The organism is Salipiger sp. 1_MG-2023, assembly GCF_030547555.1.
Taxonomy (GTDB): domain Bacteria; phylum Pseudomonadota; class Alphaproteobacteria; order Rhodobacterales; family Rhodobacteraceae; genus Salipiger.
Map to the genome: position 1 here is coordinate 72,875 of NZ_JAUOQN010000014.1, position 22,752 is coordinate 95,626.

Here is a 22,752-nt window from a genome sequence, read left to right on the forward strand (position 1 = left end):
AGGGAAAACAGTACCATGAACGTCAATCAGACAAGACGAAATTTCCTCAAGACCTCGGGTGTGGCCGCCGCCGCGCTGGCAGGGTCGGCGCCGGGCATAACCCGCGCCGCCGAGCCGTTCTTCAAGATGTACATGATGATCCCCAACAACCAGCCCGCCCGGATGATCTGGGGCACGCTGGCGGCGCAGCAGATTTCCAAGCTGGGGATCGACGTGCAATCGAGCTACGTACCATGGTCGGTGATCACCCCGCGCCGCACCAATGGCAAGGGCAAACCCCATCCCGAGGGCGGCTGGGATGCCTATCTGGAGCGCTACTATTACAACTCGATCACGCCGCTACCGAACAACCTGTTCTCGTCCACCGCCTTTCCGCCCAGCGGGCAGAATTACTATTACGTCGACGATGCCCAGATCGACGAGGCGCTGGCCGATTACGCCGCCGCCCGCGACGAAGCCGCGCGGATGGACGCGATCAAGCGCTTTGAAAAACGCTGGTACGACATCCAGCCAATGACCATCCTGTTCTATCCCGAAGACGTCATCGCCACGAACCCCAAGCTGTCGGGCTTTTCCGGCACCACCTTCAACCCGGTGTTCTTCCCCGATCCGGAAAACTGGATCATCGAAGACGGCGGCGACGATGCCAGCGCCGCCTTTGCGTCGTGGCAGCCGCCTCAGAACCTGACGCCGATGTATACTGGCGGCTATTCCGACGCCAACGTCTTTGGCCCGCTCTACAACCGCCTGTATGAATACAAGGATTGGGACTCCAAGCAGATCATGCCGGCGCTCGCCACCGGCCACACCATGTCGGACGATGGCACCAAATGGGTGATCTCGCTGCGCGAGGGCGTGACGTGGCACAGCGGCGAGCCTTTCACCGCCGAAGACGTGGTGTTCACATGGTCGATGATCATGGACCCGGCCTATGCCTCGCCCTTCAACGCCGCCTTCACCGAGATTTTCGGCTCGCCCGATGCGTTCAGGGCCACCGGCCTGCTTGAGGTCACCGTGGAGCTGCCGAAATTCACCATCCAGTTCGAACATTGGGTGATGAATGCGATGCAGGTGATGCCCAAGCACGTGCTGCAGGGCATCGCGCCGGGCGATCTGCGCGCCCATCCGTTCAACACGTGGAACAGCGCGTACGAGGTCGCCCTGTCGGATGGATCGGCCTACACCGCCAAGGGCGGCGTCGGCACCGGCCCGTGGGTCTGCGAAGGTCAGGACCAGATGCGCAAGGCTTTCGTCTATACCAAGAACCCCGATTACTGGAAGGACACGCCGGGCAACGTACAGACCTATTACCTTGTGAACATTCAAGGCTCGGACGCGGTTCTCTCCGCGCTCAAATCCGGCGAGATCGACGCCCATGACCCGATGTATGACATCGGATCGCTGGTCGACACTATCGATCCGTCCTGGGGCAAGGTGAACACCTACGACAGCTACAAGTGGCAGCATGTCTGCTACAATCTCAAGCATCCGGTCTTCGGCACCGGTGTCGACACACCGCTGGGGCGCAAGGACCCAAGCCGCGCTGCCGAAGCCGCCGCCTATGTCCGGCAGGCTTTCAGCCACGCCATGCTGCGCGAACAGATCGTGTCGGAAATCGCCAGCGGCTTTGGCGCGCCGGGCACTGTGCCGATGCCCTTCACCGCACCGGAATACGATGCCGAGACGCTGAAGCCCATCGAGTACAGCCTTGAAATCGCGCGCGACTTCATGACCAAGGCCGGCTACGTCTACTGATGCCATGCCCCTGGGCGCAGCGCCGCGCCCAAGGGCCATTTGCCCGCACACCAGCTCGGAAAACGGACTACGACGATGACAAAACGAATGATGAGGCTCGGCCTGTCGATGCGCGGGCTTGGATATCACCCTGCCGCATGGCGCCACCCGGATGTGCCTGCCAACGGCGCCAGCCAGATCGAACATTACCATACGGTCGCCCGCCATGCCGAGCGCGGCAAGATCGACATGATCTTCTTTGCCGATGGTGCGGGGGTGCGGGCCAAGGACACGCCGCGCGGCTCTCTTGCGCGCCTCGGCCAGTATATCACCGACATCGAACCCACCGTGCTGCTGGCGTCGATTTCGGCGATCACCACGCATCTTGGTCTCGTGACCACCGCCTCGACCGCCTATAACGAACCTTACAATCTTGCCCGGCGCTTTGCCGGGCTGGACCTGATGAGCCATGGCCGCGCCGGGTGGAACATCGTCGCCTCGTGGTCCAACGAAGAGGCAAAGAACTTCGGCCTCGAACAGGTGCGCGATTACAACGAGCGGTATGAGCGCGCCGCAGAATGCGCCGATGTGGTCACCGGGCTCTGGGACAGCTGGGAAGACGATGCCTTCACGCTCGACAAGGACTCGGGCGTGTTCTTCGACGACACGCGGATGCACCGGCTGAACCATGAGGGCAAGCATTTCAAGGTGCGCGGCCCGCTGAACGCGCGCCCGTCGCAGCAGGGCCGTCCGATCGTGGTACAGGCGGGCAATTCACCCGCCGGGCGCGACATCGGCGCAAAACATGCCGAGGTGATCTATACCGCCTCGCGCACCGTGGAGGAGGCGCTGGAATATTACGCCGACATGCGCGAGCGGCTGGAGGCATTCGCCCGGCCCACCGATGCGCTGCGGGTGATGCCGGGCTTTCGCACCTATATCGGCCAGTCGCGCGACGAGGCGCAGGAAAAATTCGAGATGCTGCAAGGGCTGATCGACCCGGTGGTGGGGCTGTCGTTCCTTGCCGACACCTTTGGTGATCTGTCCGGCCTGCCGCTGGATGAACCGATCCCCAAAGATTACACCCCCTCGGGCGAGCGTGAAGGGCTGAGCGGCGGCGCCGACCGGCTGATCGCGCGCGCCCGTCAGGATGGCAAGACGATCCGCGAACTCTATCTGGAACAGGCGGGTCAGGCGTCGAGCAATTATGTCGGCACCGCTGCCGATATTGCCGACATCATGGAAGACTGGTTCCACAAACACGCCTGCGACGGGTTCAACCTGACGGTGCCGCACCTGCCCTGCGGCGCGGCGGATGTGGCCGATCTTCTGGTGCCCGAATTGCAGCGGCGCGGATTGTTCCGCACCGAATACGAAGGGCGTACCCTGCGCGAAAACCTTGGCCTGCCGGCGCATCGCAACCGCTACAGCGCGATGCGGGCGCGCGAAACTTCGCCCGCCTGATCTTGCTGGCCTTACCCCCCCCGCGCCCCGGCGCGGAGGGTTGCCCTGCACCCGCGACGAAAAAGAGCGGGCCCGAAGACCCGCCCAGTCGAACCGGAAGGAGGGAGCACCCCCCGGCGGGGACTCTCTAATGGCTCATCGCGATGGGCTCGTCCGACACCGAGCCGGCACCATCCTTACCGGACAGCGGGTTGGGCCGCGATTCCAGCCCCAGCCGCGCCCGCAGCGTGTCGCCAGAATACTCGCTCTGGGCTAGCCCGCGGCGGCGCAGCTCGGGCACCAGCAGATCCAGATACTCCTCTGCCCCGCCCGGCATGTAAGGCGCCATCAGGTTCCAGCCGTCGCAGGCCCCGGTTTCGAACCAGTCCTGCATGACATCGGCGATCTGTTCGACCGTTCCGCAACAAACATTGTGCCCCGACGAGATCGAGATTTCCTCGTAGACCTGCCGGATAGTCATCGGGGTCTTTGCAAGCCGCCGCTCCCATTGCTCGATGGCGCTTTTGACCCCGTTCGAATCCGGCAGCGGCAGCGGCATCAGCGCCTCAGGGTCATATCCGCTAAGATCACCGAACATCTTGGAAATCAGCTGAAGCCCGACCGCCGGGTGCACCAGCGCCTTCAGCTCGTCGAGCTTGGCCTGCGCCTCGGCTTCGGTGGCGCCGATGATCGGCATCATGCCCGGCATGATCATCACCCCGTCCGGGTCGCGCCCGGCGGCAGCAACCCGCGCCTTCATGTCGGCATAGAACTCCTGCGCGATGGCCTTGTCCTTCTGCCCGGTGTAGATGATATCCGCGATCCGCGCGCCCAGATCGCGCCCCGGCCCCGAGCCCCCGGCCTGCGCGATGACCGGATAGCCCTGCGGCGAGCGTTCGAGGTTGAGCGGCCCGCGAACCTGATAATGCGGGCCCTTGTGGTTGAGCAGATGCATGCTCTCGGGGCGGAAATAGCGCCCTTCCTCCTTGTCGCGCACAAAGGCATCGTCATCCCAGCTGTTCCAGAGCCCGGTCACCACGTCAAAGAATTCATTGGCCCTCTCGTAGCGTTCGGAATGCTCCATCAGCGCGTCACGGCTGAAATTCAGCGCCTCTTCCTCAGACCAGCCCGTCACCACGTTCCACCCGGCGCGCCCGTCGCTGATATGATCCAGCGAGGCGAATTTGCGCGCCAGGGCGTAGGGTTCATTGTAGGTGGTCGAGGCCGTACAGATCAGGCCGATGTGTTCGGTCACCGCCGACATCGCCGCCAGCAAGGTCAGCGGCTCGAACCGGTCGATATGGCCGTGGCGGCTCAGCTCTTCGGCATCCTTGTGCGGAATGCGCACCGCAGCGCCATCCGCCAGAAACATGAAATCCAGCTTTTGCGCTTCGGCCTTCTGGATGATCCGGGCATAGCCCTTGAAATCATTGGCGATCCCGGCGTTTGCGTCCGGGTGACGCCAGCCGGAATTATGCGCGCCGTTCTGCACCATGTTGATGCCGATCTTCATGCGGCGGGGGGACTTGGGCATCGTCTTCTCCTTTTTCCGGCGGCGCCGGAGGTCAGTGATCGCTTGCGGCCGGCGCAAGCGGATAATGGCAATGGCAGCCGCTGGCGGGCGCACCGCCGGCGTTGGGCGGGGCCACTTCGGCGCAGCGCCGGGGGATTTCGGACGTACCGCGCGCCATGCGGGACTCGGGCGGCAGCGTGGCGGCCACCCGAACGGTATGCGGGCAGCGGGTGTGAAAGGCGCATCCCGATGGCAGAGCAAGCGGGCTTGGGATGGAGCCTTGGAGCAGGGTCACATCGCGGGTCCGCTCGACCTCGGGGTCATCGCTGGCGACCACCGACAGCAGGCTTTCGCTATAGGGATGGCGCGGCGCGTTGCAGACCTGCCGGGCGCTGCCCTGTTCGACAAACCGCCCCAGATACATCACGCCGGTGCTGTCGGCGAAATGGCTGACCAGCGCCAGATCATGGGTGATCATCACATAGGTCAGGCCCAGCCGATCCTGAAGATCGACCAGAAGGTTGATGATCTGCGCCTGAATAGACACATCGAGCGCGCTGACCGGCTCGTCCAGCACAAGGATCTCCGGCTCCAGAATAACCGCGCGGGCGATGGCGACGCGCTGGCGCTGCCCGCCCGACAGCTCGTTGGCAAAGCGGTCCAGATGGGCGGTGCTCAGCCCGACCTGACGGATCACCCGGTCGATGCGTTCGGCCTGATCGGCCTTGTCGCGGGCGATGTCATGTACGAGCAGCGCCTCGCGCAGCACCTCGCGCACCCGCATCCGAGGGTCGATCGAGGCGCGCGGATCCTGCAACACCAGCTGCACCCGGCGGCGCAGCTTGCGCCGCTCGCGCGCGCCGAGCCCCGACAGCTTGTGCCCGGTGATGATCACCTCGCCCGAGGTCATGCCGACAAGCCCGACGATGGCACGGGCCAGCGTGCTTTTGCCCGACCCGCTTTCCCCGACGATGGCGTAGCAGCCGCCGCGCGGCACCGAAAAGCTGACGTTCTGCACCGCACGCACATAGCGCCGCGCGCTGCTGCGAAACAGCGATTTGCCGACCGGAAAGGACACGCAAAGATCGCGCACCTGCAATATGTCGCCGGGTGCCTGAACGTCATTTTCGCCCCCGCCTTCGGGCGATGTCAGCAGCGCGCCTTCGGGCGAGATCGCCGGGCGCATATGGCGCATGTCACGGGGCATCGGCACTCTCCGTTTCATCAGGGAAATGGCAGGCGGCGGCGCTGCTGCCGCGCGCGGTCAGCTCTGGCTGGTGCGTGGCACAAATCGCCCGGCCTGTGGCCCGCCCGCAGCGCGGCGCAAAGGCACAGCCTGCGGGCAACTGGCCGAGCATCGGCGGCTCGCCGGTAATCGCGGGCAGACGCCGGGTCGATCCGTCATGGCGCAGCTTGGGCGTCGATGCGGCAAGCGCGCGGGTGTAGGGATGGCGCGGGTTGCAGAACACCTCGTCCACCGGCCCGGTTTCGACGATGCGCCCGGCATAGATCACCGCCACGTCATCGGCATAGCGCGCCACCAACCCCAGATCATGGGTCACCAGCATCATCGCCATATCGCGGTCCTTCTGCATCTTGCGCAGCAGCGCAAGGATCTGCTGCTGGATGGTCACATCCAGCGCCGAGGTCGGCTCGTCCGCCAGCAGGATCTGCGGCTCTTGCGCCAGCGCGATGGCGATCACGATGCGCTGCTTCATGCCCCCGGAAAACTGATGTGGATAGGCCGAAAGGCGGCTTTCGGGGTCGGCAATCTGCACCGCGTCGAGCAGGGCGACGGAGCGGGCACGCAGCGCGCTTGCGCTCATGGGTTGGCCCGCACTGATCGCTTCGGCCAGTTGCGCCCCGATGGTCATCACCGGGTTGAGCGCGCTGGCGGCATCCTGAAACACCATGCCGATATGCTTGCGGCGCAGGGTCTGGATCTGCGGGCCGGTCAACCCGGACGCGTCTTCGCCCGCGATCCGCAGCGATCCGCCCGACACGATGGCCTGCCCGCGCGGCAGCAGCGTGCCGACGGCGCGCAGCAGCGTCGACTTGCCCGACCCGCTTTCCCCGACAACCGCCAGCGTGCGGCCCCGGCGCAGAACGAAATCGACGCCGCGCACCGCAGGAAGCTGGCCCTTGTCGGTCAGATAGGAAATCTCGAGATCGCGGCCCAGCGCGGCGGCATCGCTGACGGTACTGGCAAGCGCCCGCGCCTGCGCCGTGGTTTCGCGCGGGGCGGTTTTCCTCAGTCGCGCCAGCAGCCCCTGCCCCTTGCGCCGTTTTGCGGCGGTCGGATCATAGATGTGGCGCAGCTCTTCGCCCAGTAGATTGAAGCCCAGCGCCGACAGCGCCAGAAACAGCCCCGGAAAGCTCGCCATGTATGGATGGGTGCGAATGTAGGACCGGCTCTCGCCCAGCATCGTGCCCCATTCAGGTTCGGGCGGCTGCGTGCCCAGCCCCAGAAAGCTAAGGCCAGATGCCGTCAGCAGGGTCGAGGCGAACAGCAGGCTGCACAGCGTCACGAGAATGCCGCCCATGTTCGGCAGTACATGCCGCCCCATCACCCGCAGCGGCGAACAGCCAAGCGATACGCTGCCTTCGACGAAGGGCTCGCTCAGGGTGCTCATGGCAACCGCGCGGGTGGTGCGGATGAACACCGGGATCGACACGATGCCTACTGCGAGGATTACGTTGAAGGTGCTCGGCCCCATGATCGCGACAATCGCCAGCGCAAAGACGATATCCGGGAATGACAGCAGGATATCGACGCCGCGCATCAGCAACTGATCGAAGGTGCCGCGCAGGTAGGCCGCGGCCAGCCCCAGCGGCACCCCGATGACAAAGGCCACGGCCACCCCGCCAACCCCAATCCCCAAGGACGAGCGCGCCCCCACGAGAATGCGGCTGAACACGTCGCGCCCCAGCTGATCGGTTCCGAACCAGTGCGCGGCAGAGGGCGGCTGAAGCGTCGCCATGAAATCCTGCGCATATGGGTCAAGCGGCGCCAGCCACGGCCCCAGCAGCGCAAGGATCATCATCAGCGACACGATCGCCAGACCGATCAGCCCCTTGGGCGCGCTGGCGATGCGGCGCAGCGTTGCAAGGCGCGGGTGCTGGATCAGACGCGTCCCGGGGTGGGCGGCGATGTCACTGGTGGCAAAGGTCATGGTCATGAAGTCATCCTGTCAGGCAGCCGCGTAATCGCGGGTGCGCGGGTCCAGCCACTGGCCCAGCAGATCAGTCGCAAGGTTGATCACCACGAAGAACACCGCGAACATCAACACGCTGTACTGGATCACCGGGTAATCTCCGCTGCCGACGGCGCTGACCAACAGGCGCCCCAGCCCCGGCACGCCGAACACGGTTTCGGTGACCACCGATCCGCCAAGCATGCCACCGAACTGCACCCCCGCCACGCTGACGGCGGCGACCAGCGAATTGCGCAGCGCATGGCGCAGGATCACCACCCGTTCCGGCAGCCCTTTGGAGCGAGCGGTATCAAGGTAATCCTTGCCCATCACCTCGAGCAGATTGGCGGTGACAAGCCGGCTGAACAGCGCCGCCGGGCGGGTCGCGACCACCAGCACCGGCAGCACGTAATGGGCGGGCGTCGCCGCCCCGGCGGCGGGAAGCCAGCCAAGATTGACCGCAAACAGCCAGATGCACAGCAGGCCCAGCCAGTAGATCGGCATGGAAATTCCCGCCAGCGTCAGCACCGTGACGATGGCATCGAACCACCCGCCCTGCCGCAGCGCGCAGATCACCCCGGTGACCACGCCAAAGCCCAGCCCGATGAGCAGACCACCGATGGCGATGATCAGCGTTTTGGGCATCCGTTCGGAAATTTCCAGCACCACCGGGCGCGAGGTGCGAAAGGATGTGGCGATCTCGGGATCAACCACGCCGCGCAGGAACAGCAGATAGCGTTCGTACGGTGGCCGATCGAGCCCGAGATGATGGCGGATATCGGCGATTTCGGCATCGGTGGCCATGTTCCCCGCAAGCTGCGCCGCCGGATCGCCCGGGATCAGGTCGACAAACCAGAAGGCCAGCAGACTGACCACGAACAAGGTCGGGATGGCGGCAAGAAGACGCTTGAGGATGAACATGGCCCGCCTCCTCAGCCGCCGGCCGAGACGTGAACGTCATCGAACAGCATGGTTTCATCCGGGCGAATGGTGAAACCGGTCACGTTATCCGCGATGCCGATGGCCTGCTTCTGGTACCACAGGAAGACAAACGGCATCTCATCCCAGATGATCTTCTGGATCTCGGCGTAATCGGCCTTTTGCGCGTCGATATCGGTGCTGGCGCGGCCCTCGGCCAGCAGGCGGTCGACCCGCTCGTCGCTGAAGCCAGAGGTGTTGGCGCTGACCCCGGTGTGGAACAGCCGGTACAGGGTGAAATCGATGCCCGCCGTGGCGCGTCCGATCATCGACATATCGTAGGTGCGCTCGTCCAGCGGCACCCGGTGCGCGGCAGACCAGCTGGGCAGATCCAGGATGTTGGCCTTGGCATCAATGCCGATGGCCTGCCACTGCCCGGTCAGCGCCTGACACACCTGCGCATCCTTGATGTAACGCCCATTGGGGCAGTTGACCCGCAGTTCCAGCTTGTTGCCCGGGCCATAGCCGGCCTCGGCCAGCAGCGCCTTGGCGCGCTCTGGATCATAGGGTTTTTCGTCGAAGGTCACGCGCAGCGCGTCTTCGGTGCCGGGGCCAACCTGCCCCTGCGACGGCGTGCCAAGCCCTCCGAGAATGCCCTGCACCATGCCGGCGCGGTCGAGCGAGATATTCAGTGCCTCGCGCACCCGCTTGTCGGTCAGCGGGCCGCGCAGCACCATCTCCATCGAGATCGAGAACATGCTGTCGGGCAGGATCACCGTAGCCCCGTCAAGCGCGTTGATGGTGGGGATGGATTCCGCCGGCACCCGATCGACGATGTCGACATCGCCGGTTTCCAGCAACGCCATCCGCGATCCGTCTTCGGGCACCGCCATGAAGGTGATCTTTTCCAGCGTCGCCGGGCGTGATCCGGTGTAATCGGGGTTCGGCACAAGGCTGAACCGCTCGCCACCGATGAATTCAGCGACCATGTAGGGGCCGCTGCCCACCGGCTTGCGGCCGTATTCCGCGCCCATCTCGGCGTTGGCCTGCGTGTCGATGATCCCGGCGGCGCTGTTGGCCAGCAGCATCAGAACGTGGCCGTTCTTTTCGGCCATATTGAACACGACGGTATCTTCGCCCTGCGCAACCGCCTCGCCCAGCGAGCCGTAGAGCCCGGCGTAGATCGACCCGCTGTCAGGGTCGAGAAGCTGGTTGAACGATGCCGCTACGGCGGCTGCATCGACCGGCCTGCCGTTGCTGAACTTATGGCCGGTTTCGAAGGTCACCGAAAAGGTCATGCCGTCTTCGGACCAGCTCCAGTCGGTGGCCAGCGACGGCACGACCTGATTTTCACCGTCGATCCGGAACAGCTGCTGAAACACCAGCCCGTCAACGGCGTTGCCCACGGGCAGCGAATTCACATGCGGGTGAAAGGTGGTCGCATCCGCCCCCACGGCGATGCGCAGCTCGCCCTCGGGCGCGGCGATGGCGGCAAGCGGAAGCGCGGTGGCAAGCAAGACTGAGGCGGCAAACGAGCGGACGGACAGGGCCGGCCGACGCGTAGGGAAGATCTGGTTCATGTCATGTCCCGTTGGCAACAAATTTCTGGGCCCGCAAAGCGCAAGGCTGCGGGAGATCTGGAGGAAAATCTGCAAATCGCTGATCCGGGGTATCCTGCTCTGCGGCGGCTTTCCCGTGTAAGTGAGCCCAGCTTGCGCAACAGCCAACTTTGCTGTCAAATCATGTATGCTAGGGTTTTATTACCTCAGGTTATGGAAGCAGATGAATTACAGGCAATGCGAGATCTTTGTGACCACGCTTGAGGCCGGATCGGTCACAGCCGCCGCCCAGCGTCTGTCTCTGTCGCAACCGGCCGTCAGCAAGTCTCTGAAAATGCTTGAAGCAGAGCTGGGCGTCCGGCTTTTCAAACGTGGCGCCAAGGGGCTGAACCCGACCGATGAAGGCCGGTCTTTCTATCTTGAAGCGGCGCGGATGACCGAAAGCTTCGGCCATCTGGAAAGCTTCGCCCAAGGGCTGGCACGGCTTGAACATGCGCGCCTTGAAATCAGCTGCATTCCGGCGCTGTCAACCGGGTGGCTGCCCGGCGCAATCCGCGATTTTCTGTATGAATACAGCGACCTTTCACTGTCGTTCCGGTCGGTCAGTTCGCCCGAAACGGTGCAGCGCGTGGCGCGCGGAGAGCTCGACATCGGTATCTCGCAAGCCCGAAGCGAAGACCTGTCGGTCGACAAGACCGTGCTGTTCGATCTGCACGCCGTCTGCGTGCTGCCAACGCGCCACCGCCTCTGCCGCGAGAAACAGATCCGGCTGGACCAGCTCAGCAGCGAAAGGCTGCTGTCTCTCAGCGCTGGCGATGAAATACGCCGTAAATTCGAGGCTTCGATGCTGATGGCAGGACTGCCGCTGCGCAGCCAGATCGAGGTGGCCATCGGCGCGATGCTGTGCCGGATGGTCGCTGACGGCCACGGCATCGGCGTCGTCGACGAGGAATCCGCCAAACTGTTCGACCGCGCGGATGTGGTGGTGCGCCCGCTCGCAGAGCCGCTGTCGGTTCCGATCTATCTGCTGCAGAATCCGATCAAGCCGCAAACCCTGATCGCGCGCAAATTCGTCGAACATTTGCTGGATGTGACCGCAGCGCGCCGCAACGTCTGAACCTTGGGCTCGCATGGCCGCAGCTTGCATGCGGGGGGCGCTTCTGAACTTCTGGTTATGAGTCAACCTGCGGCATGTGATACAAGCCACATGCAAATGCTGCTTCGATATGCATCTTTTGCACCGCCCGCCGGTTGCATCAGGCCAGATCCCCACCGCTTTCGCCCAAGCCGCCCGCGTGAGCGATCATCGGGCGAGTCTCGAACCTGCGTTTGGGCCGTTGCTACAGCCCGCGCGTGCTGGCTAGCCAGTCGACCATCTCGGTCAATTGCGCGGTCATGGCCATGTCGAAGGCTTCGACGATGCGCGCCGCCGAGGTATCAGCCACCGGCACGGCGCTGCTGAAGCTGCGCGAGGCGAGGATCGCGCCATCGCTGTCGCGCAGCAGGGTCAGTGTCGACTGGATGACCACATTGACCTCGTCACCGGACACCTCGGCCTGAAACGCCTGCAGATCGCTCATCAGCACATAATCGGGCGTTGGCCCCACCCCGGCGCTGGTGACCAGTGAGAACCGCCCCGAATTCGCCAGAGAGCGCACCAGAAGCAGCTGGACATGCGCCGCCGCGTCATCGACCCAGCGGGCATCCGGCAGGGTCTGAATCTCGCGCGGGGTGGGCTTGATCACGATGCGATCGCTGCTCAGCGCCCCTGTGGTCGTGGGCATCGCCACCTCGATCGATGCGCGCCCGCGCCGCACTGAGCCCGACACCGCGGGCAGCGGGCTCAGTTCATAGGTATTCAGCGGCTTTGAGGCGGAATCGATGCTGGAAAGCGCCGAACACCCGGCCAAGGTGGCCAGCCCAAGCGTCAGCACCGCCCGTCGCATTGCACTACGAAATCTCATGTCTGCCTATCTCCTGAATTCCGGGAGGCTGTTGCCAAAGAAGAACCGGGCCGGGTCGCGTTCCAGTTTCTTGGCCACCTGTTCCAGTCGCGTCACCAGTTGCTGTGCCTCAAGGGCGAACCTCGTGAACTCCGGCAGCCCGTCACGGGCAAACGCCTGCACGGGCGGCGCGCTGGCTGCCACCGTCGCTTCGATGTTCTCGACAAGGCTCAGCGTGCGCGCTGCCGCTGCGCGCAGGTCGGTGGTGATGGCGGGAATATCGGCGGCCAGCGAGGACATCGTTGTCTCGACCTGCCCGGCGGCGGTCCGGATATCGGCCACCGCAGGCCCCAGATCGGTGGACAACACCGTGTCGGCCTTTGCGAACGCGCCCTCTGCGGTCTCCAGTGTCGTCTCGGTTGTAGTCAGGGCCCGGTCGAGATTGGCCAGCGTGCGGTCGGCGTTCTGCAAGGTCTGTGTCGCCGCCTTCAAGGTTTCCTCGCCGCTGGCCGCCAGCGGGTCGAGGCTGTTGGTAAAGGCGCTCACATCGGCGGACACCGTGTCGATCACGCCGCTCGCAGAGCTGACAGCGCTGCGGATGTCGGCAACGATGGGGGGAATGTCGTCCTTCAGCATCCTGTCCACACTGGCGACGGCCTCGTTCACCGAGGTCAGGGTCGCGCGGGCGTCGGTGACCAGTGCCGTCCCCTCGCCGCTTACCAGAAGCTGAAACGCGCCAGAGGCGGTTTCGATGGCCCCGAAGGAGGCCTGCGCCTCTGCAAGCGTCGCATCCAGACCGGCGATGGTGGCTTCAAGCTCGTCAAAGCGCTGCGTTGCGGCCGTGGCAGTGCCGCCGAATTGCGCCAGCACCTCTTCGAGCTGCGGTTGCAGCTCCGCCGTGGCGGTCTCGACGGAGCGGATGGCTGCCGTCAGATCATCGGCAATCTGCGGCACACGGGTCTGCACGAAGGTATCGACGTCGTCGATGGTTGCCTCGGCGGTGGTGAACGCTTCGCTCGCCGAGCGGAACGTCGGCTCGACACTGGCAATGGCCAGTTTGGCGACGTCCAGCGTTTCGGTGATCGAGACCAGCGCCGTCTCTACCGATGTGCCGATGACATCCAGCCGCCCGGTGAACTTGGTGATTTCGCCCACGCCGTCCGAGACCGTCCGGGAGATATCCGAAAAATCGCTCAGCGCCGTTTCAAGCTGCCCCGACGCGCTTTCGAGATTGTTCAGCACATTGGCCACCGATTGCTGGTTTTCAGCGCCGAGAAAGTTGCGGACCTCCCGGATCGCCGCGACGGCCTCGGCCACCAGATCCGGGGCGTCTTCGGACAGCGCCTGAACGACCGAGCGTTCCGACTCGATCAGTTTTACCGCGTTCGGGTCTTCGGTGTCGCGCAACAGCGGCGCCTCGGCGCTGCCGCCGGTCAGCGCGACAAAGCCGACGCCGGTAACCCCCAGCGAGTTCAGCTGCGCCGTTGTGTCGGTCTTGATGGGGGTGGTTGCGGCGACTTCGATCTGTACCCGGACCTTGCTGGGATCGCTCTGGTCCAGATCGAGCCCGATGACCTTGCCGACCGCCAGCCCGTTGTAGCGCACGTCCGCCGCCATCCCCAGCCCCGAGGCATCGTCGAACAGCACTTCGTAGACGGCGTATTGGCGGTCGATCTCGATCTTGGCGAACCAGACCAGCAGACCCATCATCCCCAGCAGCCCGGCGAGGGTCACGGCTCCGATCAGAACGAAGTTGGCTTTAGTTTCCATCGGCAGTCGGCCCTTCGATTACCGGGGTCGTGACGGCGGGGGCATCATGGTCCAGCCCCGCCGCACGCGCACGCGGTCCGTGAAAATACTGGTGCATCCAAGGGTGATCCATCTTCAGCATGTCCGCCATCGTGCCGGTGGCAAGCACCTTCTTTTCGGCAAGCGCGGCGATGCGGTCACAGATTGCATGCAGGCTGTCCAGATCATGGGTCACCATGAACACGGTCAGCCCCATCGTGGTCTGAAGCTTCTTGATCAGCGCATCGAAGGCAGAGGCGCTGATCGGATCCAGCCCCGCCGTGGGTTCATCCAGAAAAACAATTTCGGGGTCCAGCGCAAGCGCGCGCGCAAGCCCGGCGCGTTTGCGCATCCCGCCCGACAGCTCCGAGGGATATTTGTCACAGGCCAGCGGCGGCAGGCCGACCATGGAGATCTTGAGCTCGGCAAGGGCGCGCCGGGTCGGCGCATCCAGATCGGTCTGTTCGCGCATCGGCACTTCGACATTCTCGCGCACCGTCAGCGACGAGAACAGCGCCCCGTCCTGAAACATCACGCCCCAGCGCCGGCCGACGGCTTGCCGCGTATCCGCCGAGACGTTCAGCAAACTGGTGCCAAACACCTCGACGCTGCCCGCCGCCGGCTCGAGCAGACCAACGATGGCCCGCAACAGCACCGATTTTCCCGTTCCCGACCCGCCGACGATGCCCAGCACCTCGCCGCGACGCACATCGAGGTCCAGCCCGTCATGCACCACATGCGTGCCGAACTGCGTGCGCAGGCCGCGCACCCGGATAACGGCGTCGTTGCTATCCCCCATCACACCCCCACCACCGCGAAGAAGATGGAAAACAGCGCATCGGCAAGGATGACGAGGAAGATCGACAGCACGACCGAGGTCGAGGTCAAGCTGCCCAGAGACTCGGCGTCGCCGCCAACCTTCATGCCCTCGTAGCTGCCGATGATCCCGATGATGACGGCAAAGAACGGCGCCTTGATCAGACCCACGGCGTAGTGCCAGACATCGACGGATTCATAGAGTCGGGTCTGGAACATGCCCGGCGAGACGCCCAGTTCGATCCACGACATGAGTCCTCCGCCGAGCAGCCCCATGATATCCGCCACGAACCCCAGCAAGGGCAGCACAAGGACCAGCGCCAGAACCCGTGGCAGGACCAGCACCTCGATCGGATCAAGCCCAAGCGTGCGCATCGCGTCGATCTCTTCGCGCATCTTCATCGACCCGATGGCGGCGGTAAACGCAGCCCCCGATCGCCCGGCGACAATGATCGCGGTCAGCAGGATGCCCAGTTCGCGCAGCACCGAGATCGCGATCAGATCGACGACAAACACCTCTGCCCCGAACTGGCGCAACTGCACGGCCCCCTGAAACGCCATGACCACACCGATCAGAAAGGCCATCAGCGACACGATGGGCGTGGCATTGACCCCGATCTGCTGCATGTGATGCACAAGCGCCGTCAGCCGCAACCGCGAGGGATGCCGGACCACCCCAGCGAAGCACGCCAGCACCGCGCCAAAGAAGCTGAGGATCTCGATCAGCTTGAGAATGCCGTGCCAAGTGTTCTTGCCGATCGCCTCGACCCAGTAGACAAAATCGTGCCGCGATGCCGTGGGCGCGGCCTTTTCGGGGAGACTCTGCCGGACCACGTCCAGCAATTCGCCCTGAAGCGGCGACGCGCCGACAATCTCGCAGCGCCCGCCACGGGCCTGAATGGCGCTCTGCGTGTCGATGATCAGCCAAGCCCCGGCGGTATCCAGAGCCTCGATGCCCGACAGATCCACGCACAGCTCCCGCGCATCCGCCACCGTCGAGAATTGCGCGCGGGCCTCATCCAGCCTTGCGACCACGAGACGGCCAGTCAGCTGCAGATTCATCGACCGTTCGCGGGCTGACCGACCCACGCCCACCGGACCACGCCGACAGCCAAAGCCTGCGGACGCCCCGCAGCTCTCCGCCGCCCCGATACCACGCCCGGTGCATCGGCTGTATGAACTGAAAATGGCGGCTGGCTGATCATGACATTCTACTATCCGGTTTCAGACCCTGTAGATTTCCATTGCAGGGCAACCCCAGACGTTCCGTGAAAATCCGATCCATCCCCATGTTATGAGGACCAGTTCACCGCCCGGTCAAGGCAAGAGCTGTTCCAGCGCCTTGGTCACACTGCCGCAGGGTCTCCGCTACGGCGCCAGCGGATCAGGTAAAGCGCCATGGCTTTGCACTGCTGCGACGCCACCGTCGGCGGGATGGTCACCCGGACTGGCCCCTAGGCCACCCCAAGCGCACCGCGGCGGCCGGTCAGTTTCAGTTGAATGATGCGAGACTGCTGACAAATGAAATAGGGGCGCCGCTTGGCACCCCTATATACAGACCTTTGGACAAACTTGGTCCGATTTGGGACGAACGTCGCCGTCTTCTTCGACAATCAGATCAGGCGAGCCTGCCATGGCAATGCTTGAACTTTTCTCCCGACCCGCAGGGGCAGGGATCGTTCCGGCTTGGATTGCCCCAGGTCGCGGGGTTGGTTTCGTCGAAGCCGGGGCGCGCAGACGCGTTGGCGACCTGCGTCGGCGCCGGAGCCTCGCCAGTGGCTGCCGAAGCGTTGCCAGCGGGCACCGGGGCGGCCTGATCTGTCTGCTGGCGAAGCGCCGCCTGCTGCTGGGCCAGCTGCCCCATCATCGCCTGTTGCTCATCGGCGGTCATCGGGCGAATGCGACCAAGCTGCTCCGTCACCCGCTCACGCAGCGATTCCAGCATCGTTTCAAACAGCTGGAACGCCTCGGTCTTGTACTCGTTCAGCGGATCGCGCTGCGCATAGCCGCGGAACCCCACCACCGAGCGCAGATGTTCGAGCGTCAGCAAGTGGTCGCGCCATTTCTGGTCGATGGTCTGCAGCAGCACCTGCTTTTCGATCTGGCGCATGGTGTCCGGGCCGAAGGCCTCGGCCTTTTCCGCCATCGCCTTGTCGGCCGCCTCTACGAGACGCTCGCGGATGACCTCGGCGTCGACGCCTTCTTCCTCGCCCCACTTGATCACCGGCACATCAATGGAGAGTTTCTCGATGCAGGCAGCATAGAGTCCCTGCGTATCCCACTGATCGGCGTAGCTGCGCGCCGGGATATACAGGTCGACCAATTCCTCGATCACCTCGTGACGCATGTCTTCGGTGATTTCCGAGACGTCTTCGGCTTCCATGATCTCGAGCCGCTGCGAAAAGATCACCTTGCGCTGATCGTTCATCACGTCGTCGAATTTCAGCAATTGCTTGCGGATGTCGAAGTTGCGGCCCTCGACCTTGGCTTGGGCGCGTTCCAGCGACTTGTTCACCCAAGGGTGGATGATCGCCTCGCCCTCTTTCATGCCCAGCTTCGAAAGCATCTTGTCCAGCCGTTCCGAGCCGAAGATGCGCATCAGATCGTCTTCGAGCGACAGGTAGAACGAGCTGCGCCCCGGATCGCCCTGACGGCCCGACCGGCCGCGCAGCTGGTTGTCGATGCGGCGGCTTTCGTGGCGCTCGGTGGCCAGAACATACAGGCCCCCGGCGGCCTTGACCGCCTCTTCATCGCCGGCATGCGCGGCTTCGATGCGGGCACGGATCGCCTCGGGGTCGGCATCGGGCTCGGCGGCAAGCGCCTCCATCACCTTGAACTCGACGTTGCCGCCCAGTTTGATGTCGGTGCCGCGCCCGGCCATGTTGGTCGCAATGGTGATCGCGCCCAGCTTGCCCGCGTCGGCGACGATCTGCGCCTCTTTCTCGTGCTGGCGCGCGTTCAGGACATTGTGCGGCAGCCCGGCGCTGCCCAGAAGCTGCGAGAGCATCTCGGATTTCTCGATCGACGTGGTGCCCACCAGAACCGGCTGGCCCTTGCCATGCGCCACCTTGATCTCTTCGACGATGGCGTCGTATTTCTCGCGCCCGGTGCGGAACACCCTGTCATCGTCGTCGATGCGCGCGATGGGGCGGTTGGTCGGCACCTCGACCACGCCAAGGCCATAGATCTCCATGAATTCCTCGGCCTCGGTGACGGCGGTGCCGGTCATGCCCGACAGCCCGTCATACAGGCGGAAGTAATTCTGAAAGGTCACCTGCGCGAGGGTGACGTTCTCAGGCTGGATCTGGCAGCCCTCCTTGGCCTCGATGGCCTGATGCAGACCGTCCGACAGCCGCCGCCCGCTCATCATGCGGCCGGTGAATTCGTCGATCAGCACCACCTGCCCATCGCGAACGATGTAATCCTTGTCGCGGGTGTAAAGCTTGTGTGCCCGCAGACCCTGATTGACGTGGTGCACCACGGTGGTGCTTTCCGGGTCGTACAGCGTCTGGCCTTCGGGAAGGATACCGCGCTGGTGCAGCACCTCTTCGAGCGCATCGTTGCCTTCTTCGGTAAAGGTGACGTTGCGGGTCTTTTCGTCGATCGTATAGGCCTCTTCCGGCAGGGCCGGGATGATCTTGTCGATCGACATGTAAAGGTCAGAGCGATCCTGCGACGGGCCAGAGATGATCAGCGGCGTGCGCGCCTCGTCGACCAGAATGCTGTCGACCTCGTCGACGACGGCAAAGTAGTGCCCGCGCTGCATCATCTGGCTCAGCTCGGATTTCATGTTGTCGCGCAGATAGTCGAAGCCCAGCTCGTTGTTGGTGGCATAGGTCACGTCGGCGGCGTAGGCGCTGCGCTTTTCGTCCTCGGGCTGCTGCGGATAGACCACGCCGGTGGTGAGGCCAAGCGCGCCATAGACCTTGCTCATCCACTCGGCGTCGCGGCGGGCGAGGTAATCGTTGACCGTGACGATATGCACGCCCTTGCCGGTCAGCGCCCGAAGATAGCTCGGGAAGGTCGCGACAAGGGTCTTGCCCTCGCCCGTCTTCATCTCCGAGATATTGCCCTGATGCAGGAAGATCCCGCCCATCAGCTGCGTGTCAAACGCCCGCAGGCCAAGCGCCCGCTTGGCGGCCTCGCGGCAGTTTGCAAAGGCTTCCGGCAGCAGGTGATCAAGGCTTTCGCCGTCAGCGATGCGTTTCTGGAATTCCTTGGTCTTCGCGACCAGCCCGGCGTCATCGAGCGCTTCGAACTCGGGCTCGAGGGCGTTGATCTTTTCGACCAGCGGGCGCGTTGCCTTGACCTTGCGGTCGTTCGGCGTACCAAAGACCTTTCGTGCAATCGTTCCGATGCCCAGCATTCGTGCCCGTTTCCTGTCTGACAAAACCGTGTTCGTGCGATGGCATCCGCTTGCCCGCCTCGCACACAGCCCATATGAAACAGGGGAACGACCGGCCTTGCAGAGCCTCAAGCCATGTAAGCACCGGCTACCATACTGTCAACGTTGCCTGCCCGCTCGACACATGGCAGACAACCGAAACGACACGATACCGGAACAATCCGGGAAAGGATCCGAGCCCAATGGCGAATTCGCTCTTTAAACTTGGCGCGGCAGCTGTACTTGCGCTGTCCGTGGCGCTTCCCGCCCATGCCCAGAGCCTCGACACCGTCGTGGCGACGGTCGATGGCACCGACATCACGCTTGGTCACATGCTGGTGGTCCGCTCCGGCCTGCCCGAGCAATACCAGCAACTGCCCGACGACGTGCTGTGGGATGGCATCCTCGACCAGCTCGTGCAGCAGGCCGTGCTCTCGACCGACGACAAGGCCAAAGAGTCCACACAGGTCAAGCTGGCGATCGAGAACGAGCGCCGCGCCCTGCTCGCCGCCGAAACCGTCAAGGCCGTGGCCGAGGCCGCCGTCAGCGACGATGCCGTGCGCAGCGCCTATGATGCGCAATACACCGCAGACGGCCTTGGCAAGGAATTCAACGCCTCGCATATTCTGGTGGAAACCGAGGCCGAGGCCGAAGAGCTCGTCACCGAACTGAACGGCGGCGCCGATTTCGCCGAGCTGGCAAAGACCAAATCCACCGGCCCCTCCGGCCCCAATGGCGGCGAGCTTGGCTGGTTCGGCGCAGGCATGATGGTCGAGCCCTTCCAGAAAGCCGTCGAAACCATGTCCGTCGGTGACATCTCGGGCCCGGTGCAGACCCAGTTCGGCTGGCATGTGATCAAGCTCAACGATCTGCGCGACAAGGCCGCCCCGGCCCTCGACGAGGTCCGCGACGAAATCGTCATGACGCTGCAGCAGACCGCGGTGCAGGAATACATCGACGAGAAACTGACCTCCGCCAGCGTCACCCGCATGGACAAGGCCGAGGCCCCCATCGAGGCAATCTCCAACCTGCAGCTTCTGGAACAGTAATGGCCAAGATCACGTCCGTCTCGCCGCTCGCCCCCGCCTCTTTTCCGGCCTTGCCGGTGATCGAGGGCGTCCGCTTCGCCTCTGTTGCGGCTGGCGTCCGCTACGCGGGCCGGACGGACGTGATGCTGACCCTGCTCGCCCCCGGCAGCGCCATCGCCGGGGTGTTCACCCGCTCAAAAACCCGCTCGGCCTGCGTGCGCGATTGTCAGGCCAAGATCGGTCAGGCCAGCGCCGACGGTGCCGCGATCCTCGTGAACTCGGGCAATTCCAACGCCTTCACCGGCGCGGCGGGCGATGCGTCCGTGGCGGCGATCTGCACGGCAGTGGCAGAGGCCACCGGCCTGCCCGCCGCGCGCGTCTTCACCAGCTCGACCGGTGTGATCGGCGAACGCCTGCCGCATGAGCGCATCGTCGCCAAGCTCCCGGAGCTGCACGGCGCACTCGACGCCACCAAAGGCGAAGAAGCCGCCCGCGCCATCATGACCACCGACACCTTTCCCAAGGGCGCGGCGGCCACGGTCGCGCTGCCCGGCGGCACGGTCAGGATCGCCGGCTTTGCCAAGGGCTCGGGCATGATCGCCCCCGACATGGCAACCATGCTGGTTTACCTGTTCACCGACGCAAGGATCGCACAGGCAGACCTGCAGGCCATGGTCAGCGCCATCAACGAGCGCAGCTTCAACTGCATCACCGTTGACAGCGACACCTCGACCTCCGACACCCTGCTGATGGGCGCGACCGGCGCCTCTGGCGTCACCGTCACCCCCGCCGACACCGCCTTTGCCGACGCGCTGGAAACGATCTTCCTCGACCTTGCCCATCAGGTCGTCAAGGACGGCGAAGGCGCGACGAAATTCGTCACCGTCCGCGTCACCGGCGCAGAAACCGACGCCGACGCTCGCACCCACGCCATGGCCATCGCCAATTCGCCGCTGGTCAAAACCGCCATCGCTGGCGAAGATCCCAACTGGGGCCGCATCGTCATGGCCATCGGCAAATCCGGCGCCGCCGCCGAGCGCGACGCGCTCACCATCCGCTTCGGTGACGTGCTTGTCGCCGAAAAAGGCTGGGTGTCGCCCGATTACAAGGAAGCCGACGGCGCCGCGATCATGAAACAGCCCGAGATCGCGATTTCCGTCGACATCGGTCTTGGCACTGGCGCCGCTACCGTCTGGACCTGCGATCTCACCCACGGCTACATCAGCATCAACGCCGACTACCGCTCCTGAGCGCGGCCCGCCCCTTCATCTTGCCCTTAAACTCCGGGGGTGTGGGGGCTGGCCCCCACGTCTGCCGTCACAACATGGACAGGCACATGACCAAGATCGTCCTCGTCTCAGCCGTCGCCCTGATCGATCCGGACGGCCGCATCCTGCTGGCCCAACGCCCCGAGGGCAAATCCCTTGCCGGTCTCTGGGAATTTCCAGGCGGCAAGGTCGAGCCGGGCGAATCTCCCGAACAGGCACTGATCCGCGAATTGCAGGAAGAGCTCGGCATCGACACATGGCAAAGCTGCCTCGCGCCGCTGACCTTCGCCTCGCACGCCTACAAGGATTTTCACCTGCTGATGCCGCTTTTCGCCTGTCGAAAATGGCAGGGCACGCCCCGGTCGCAGGAAGGCCAGGCACTCAAATGGGTCAAGGCGCACGAACTGGCGTCTTATCCAATGCCCCCGGCCGATATTCCGCTGATTCCGATTCTTCGCGACTGGCTGTGATTCGGAAAATCTGCGCTTAATCCGAGTGCACTCGCAACTTTGTAAAGCTTTTTCTGCAGCGCAGCATGGATTGCCTAAAGAAAAACCTACATTTGGTTAACACTTAGGCGCCATTGACACGGTTTCTTCTAGTTTTGTTAACGATTCTTGCGTATTCATATTTCCGTAACACTGGCTTCCGGGTCGAACACTCAACCATCCGGGGAAACTCCAAAGCGAACACGGGGAACTTGAAAATGCTGCGTACGATCATCGTTGGAACTTGTCACTCCGTTCAGGGCATCGTTGAAAAGGTGCTGCCGGACGGTCGTATTTCGGTCCGCGTCGGCGGCCAGATCTTTACCGGCCGTCCCGCCGCCTGAAGATTCGCGCGCTTTCACGCGTCACCAGATTTCGACCAGCGCCCGGGCCTTTGCCCGGGCGTTTTCTTTTCTCCACCACATCAAACCCGCAATGGGCGGCGTGTACTGCCTGTGGGAGTGGTGGCCAGATACCGAACCAGATCGGCAAGGCAGTCGGATGCCCGCCGCTATTCTCGCCTGATCTCGCCGTCTACTGAACGCTTTGCACCGATCACCTGACCGACGATCCTGAGCGTTGCGCCCGCATGGGGTAATCCCCCCCGATCTTAAGTGGATGCGGAAGTAGAATTTTCTCGGCAGGATGAACGAGGAGATTCCGATGAAGAAGACAC

General features: G+C 63.9%; 17 protein-coding genes. 7 read left to right on the forward strand and 10 right to left on the reverse strand.

Translation table 11 applies throughout. From position 1 onward, the window contains the following. The first annotated feature begins 15 nt into the window (after positions 1–15). Positions 16–1,755: an ABC transporter substrate-binding protein gene (locus Q4543_RS09195; RefSeq protein ID WP_303437589.1), complete on the forward strand. Its 1,740-nt coding sequence runs from the start codon at positions 16–18 to the stop codon at positions 1,753–1,755. An 87-nt stretch (positions 1,756–1,842) separates the two neighbouring features. Further along, positions 1,843–3,198: an LLM class flavin-dependent oxidoreductase gene (locus Q4543_RS09200; protein ID WP_303437590.1), complete on the forward strand. Its 1,356-nt coding sequence runs from the start codon at positions 1,843–1,845 to the stop codon at positions 3,196–3,198. Between the two features lie 127 nt (positions 3,199–3,325). Here the strand turns inward: Q4543_RS09200 and Q4543_RS09205 are convergent, their stop codons facing one another. Genes Q4543_RS09205 through Q4543_RS09225 form a run of 5 tightly spaced genes read right to left on the reverse strand, consistent with a single transcriptional unit; the run spans position 3,326 to position 10,382 of the window. Then, positions 3,326–4,711 (reverse strand): LLM class flavin-dependent oxidoreductase, encoded by a 1,386-nt coding sequence (locus Q4543_RS09205; protein ID WP_303437591.1) that lies wholly within the window; start codon positions 4,709–4,711, stop codon positions 3,326–3,328. Between the two features lie 31 nt (positions 4,712–4,742). After that, positions 4,743–5,897, reverse strand: a complete 1,155-nt coding sequence (locus tag Q4543_RS09210; protein ID WP_303437593.1) for an ABC transporter ATP-binding protein — start codon at positions 5,895–5,897, stop codon at positions 4,743–4,745. Then, positions 5,887–7,869 carry a dipeptide/oligopeptide/nickel ABC transporter permease/ATP-binding protein gene (locus Q4543_RS09215; RefSeq protein ID WP_303437594.1) on the reverse strand — a complete coding sequence of 661 codons (1,983 nt, stop codon included), beginning with the start codon at positions 7,867–7,869 and terminating at the stop codon, positions 5,887–5,889. The genes Q4543_RS09210 and Q4543_RS09215 overlap by 11 nt, the downstream gene beginning before the upstream one ends. A gap of 12 nt (positions 7,870–7,881) precedes the next feature. Then, positions 7,882–8,805, reverse strand: a complete 924-nt coding sequence (locus tag Q4543_RS09220; RefSeq protein WP_303437595.1) for an ABC transporter permease — start codon at positions 8,803–8,805, stop codon at positions 7,882–7,884. Positions 8,806–8,816: 11 nt separating this feature from the next. After that, positions 8,817–10,382, reverse strand: a complete 1,566-nt coding sequence (locus tag Q4543_RS09225; RefSeq protein ID WP_303437596.1) for an ABC transporter substrate-binding protein — start codon at positions 10,380–10,382, stop codon at positions 8,817–8,819. A gap of 202 nt (positions 10,383–10,584) precedes the next feature. Between Q4543_RS09225 and Q4543_RS09230 the strand changes: the two genes are divergently transcribed. Next, complete coding sequence (locus Q4543_RS09230; RefSeq protein WP_303437597.1) at positions 10,585–11,478, forward strand: LysR family transcriptional regulator; 894 nt, start codon at positions 10,585–10,587, stop codon at positions 11,476–11,478. Positions 11,479–11,701: 223 nt separating this feature from the next. Here Q4543_RS09230 and Q4543_RS09235 read toward each other — a convergent pair whose 3' ends face one another. The 5 genes from Q4543_RS09235 to secA form a co-directional block, all read right to left on the reverse strand. Then, on the reverse strand, positions 11,702–12,325 hold the full coding sequence (locus Q4543_RS09235) for an ABC-type transport auxiliary lipoprotein family protein (protein ID WP_303437599.1): 624 nt from the start codon (positions 12,323–12,325) through the stop codon (positions 11,702–11,704). A 6-nt stretch (positions 12,326–12,331) separates the two neighbouring features. After that, complete coding sequence (locus tag Q4543_RS09240; RefSeq protein WP_303437600.1) at positions 12,332–14,074, reverse strand: MlaD family protein; 1,743 nt, start codon at positions 14,072–14,074, stop codon at positions 12,332–12,334. Further along, positions 14,064–14,891 (reverse strand): ABC transporter ATP-binding protein, encoded by an 828-nt coding sequence (locus Q4543_RS09245; RefSeq protein WP_303437601.1) that lies wholly within the window; start codon positions 14,889–14,891, stop codon positions 14,064–14,066. The genes Q4543_RS09240 and Q4543_RS09245 overlap by 11 nt, the downstream gene beginning before the upstream one ends. Beyond that, entirely contained in the window at positions 14,891–15,970 is a 1,080-nt protein-coding gene (locus Q4543_RS09250; RefSeq protein WP_303437602.1) for an MlaE family lipid ABC transporter permease subunit, read from the reverse strand. The genes Q4543_RS09245 and Q4543_RS09250 overlap by 1 nt, the downstream gene beginning before the upstream one ends. Positions 15,971–16,526: 556 nt before the next feature. Then, a complete protein-coding gene (secA, locus tag Q4543_RS09255) occupies positions 16,527–19,274 on the reverse strand; it encodes a preprotein translocase subunit SecA (RefSeq protein WP_303437603.1) in 2,748 nt (915 codons plus the stop codon). 221 nt (positions 19,275–19,495) lie between these two features. Between secA and Q4543_RS09260 the strand changes: the two genes are divergently transcribed. The 4 genes from Q4543_RS09260 to Q4543_RS09275 all read left to right on the forward strand — a co-directional run bounded on the left by Q4543_RS09260 (position 19,496) and on the right by Q4543_RS09275 (position 22,420). Then, positions 19,496–20,341, forward strand: coding sequence for a peptidylprolyl isomerase (locus Q4543_RS09260; protein ID WP_303437604.1), 846 nt, complete (start codon positions 19,496–19,498; stop codon positions 20,339–20,341). Next, the gene (gene argJ / locus Q4543_RS09265) at positions 20,341–21,570 is read left to right on the forward strand and encodes a bifunctional glutamate N-acetyltransferase/amino-acid acetyltransferase ArgJ (protein ID WP_303437605.1); all 1,230 of its coding nucleotides are present in this window, start codon (positions 20,341–20,343) and stop codon (positions 21,568–21,570) included. The genes Q4543_RS09260 and argJ overlap by 1 nt, the downstream gene beginning before the upstream one ends. Positions 21,571–21,656: 86 nt before the next feature. Then, entirely contained in the window at positions 21,657–22,058 is a 402-nt protein-coding gene (gene mutT, locus Q4543_RS09270) for an 8-oxo-dGTP diphosphatase MutT (protein WP_216001907.1), read from the forward strand. Between the two features lie 236 nt (positions 22,059–22,294). After that, on the forward strand, positions 22,295–22,420 hold the full coding sequence (locus Q4543_RS09275; RefSeq protein ID WP_256444141.1) for a hypothetical protein: 126 nt from the start codon (positions 22,295–22,297) through the stop codon (positions 22,418–22,420). Positions 22,421–22,752: the final 332 nt, after the last annotated feature.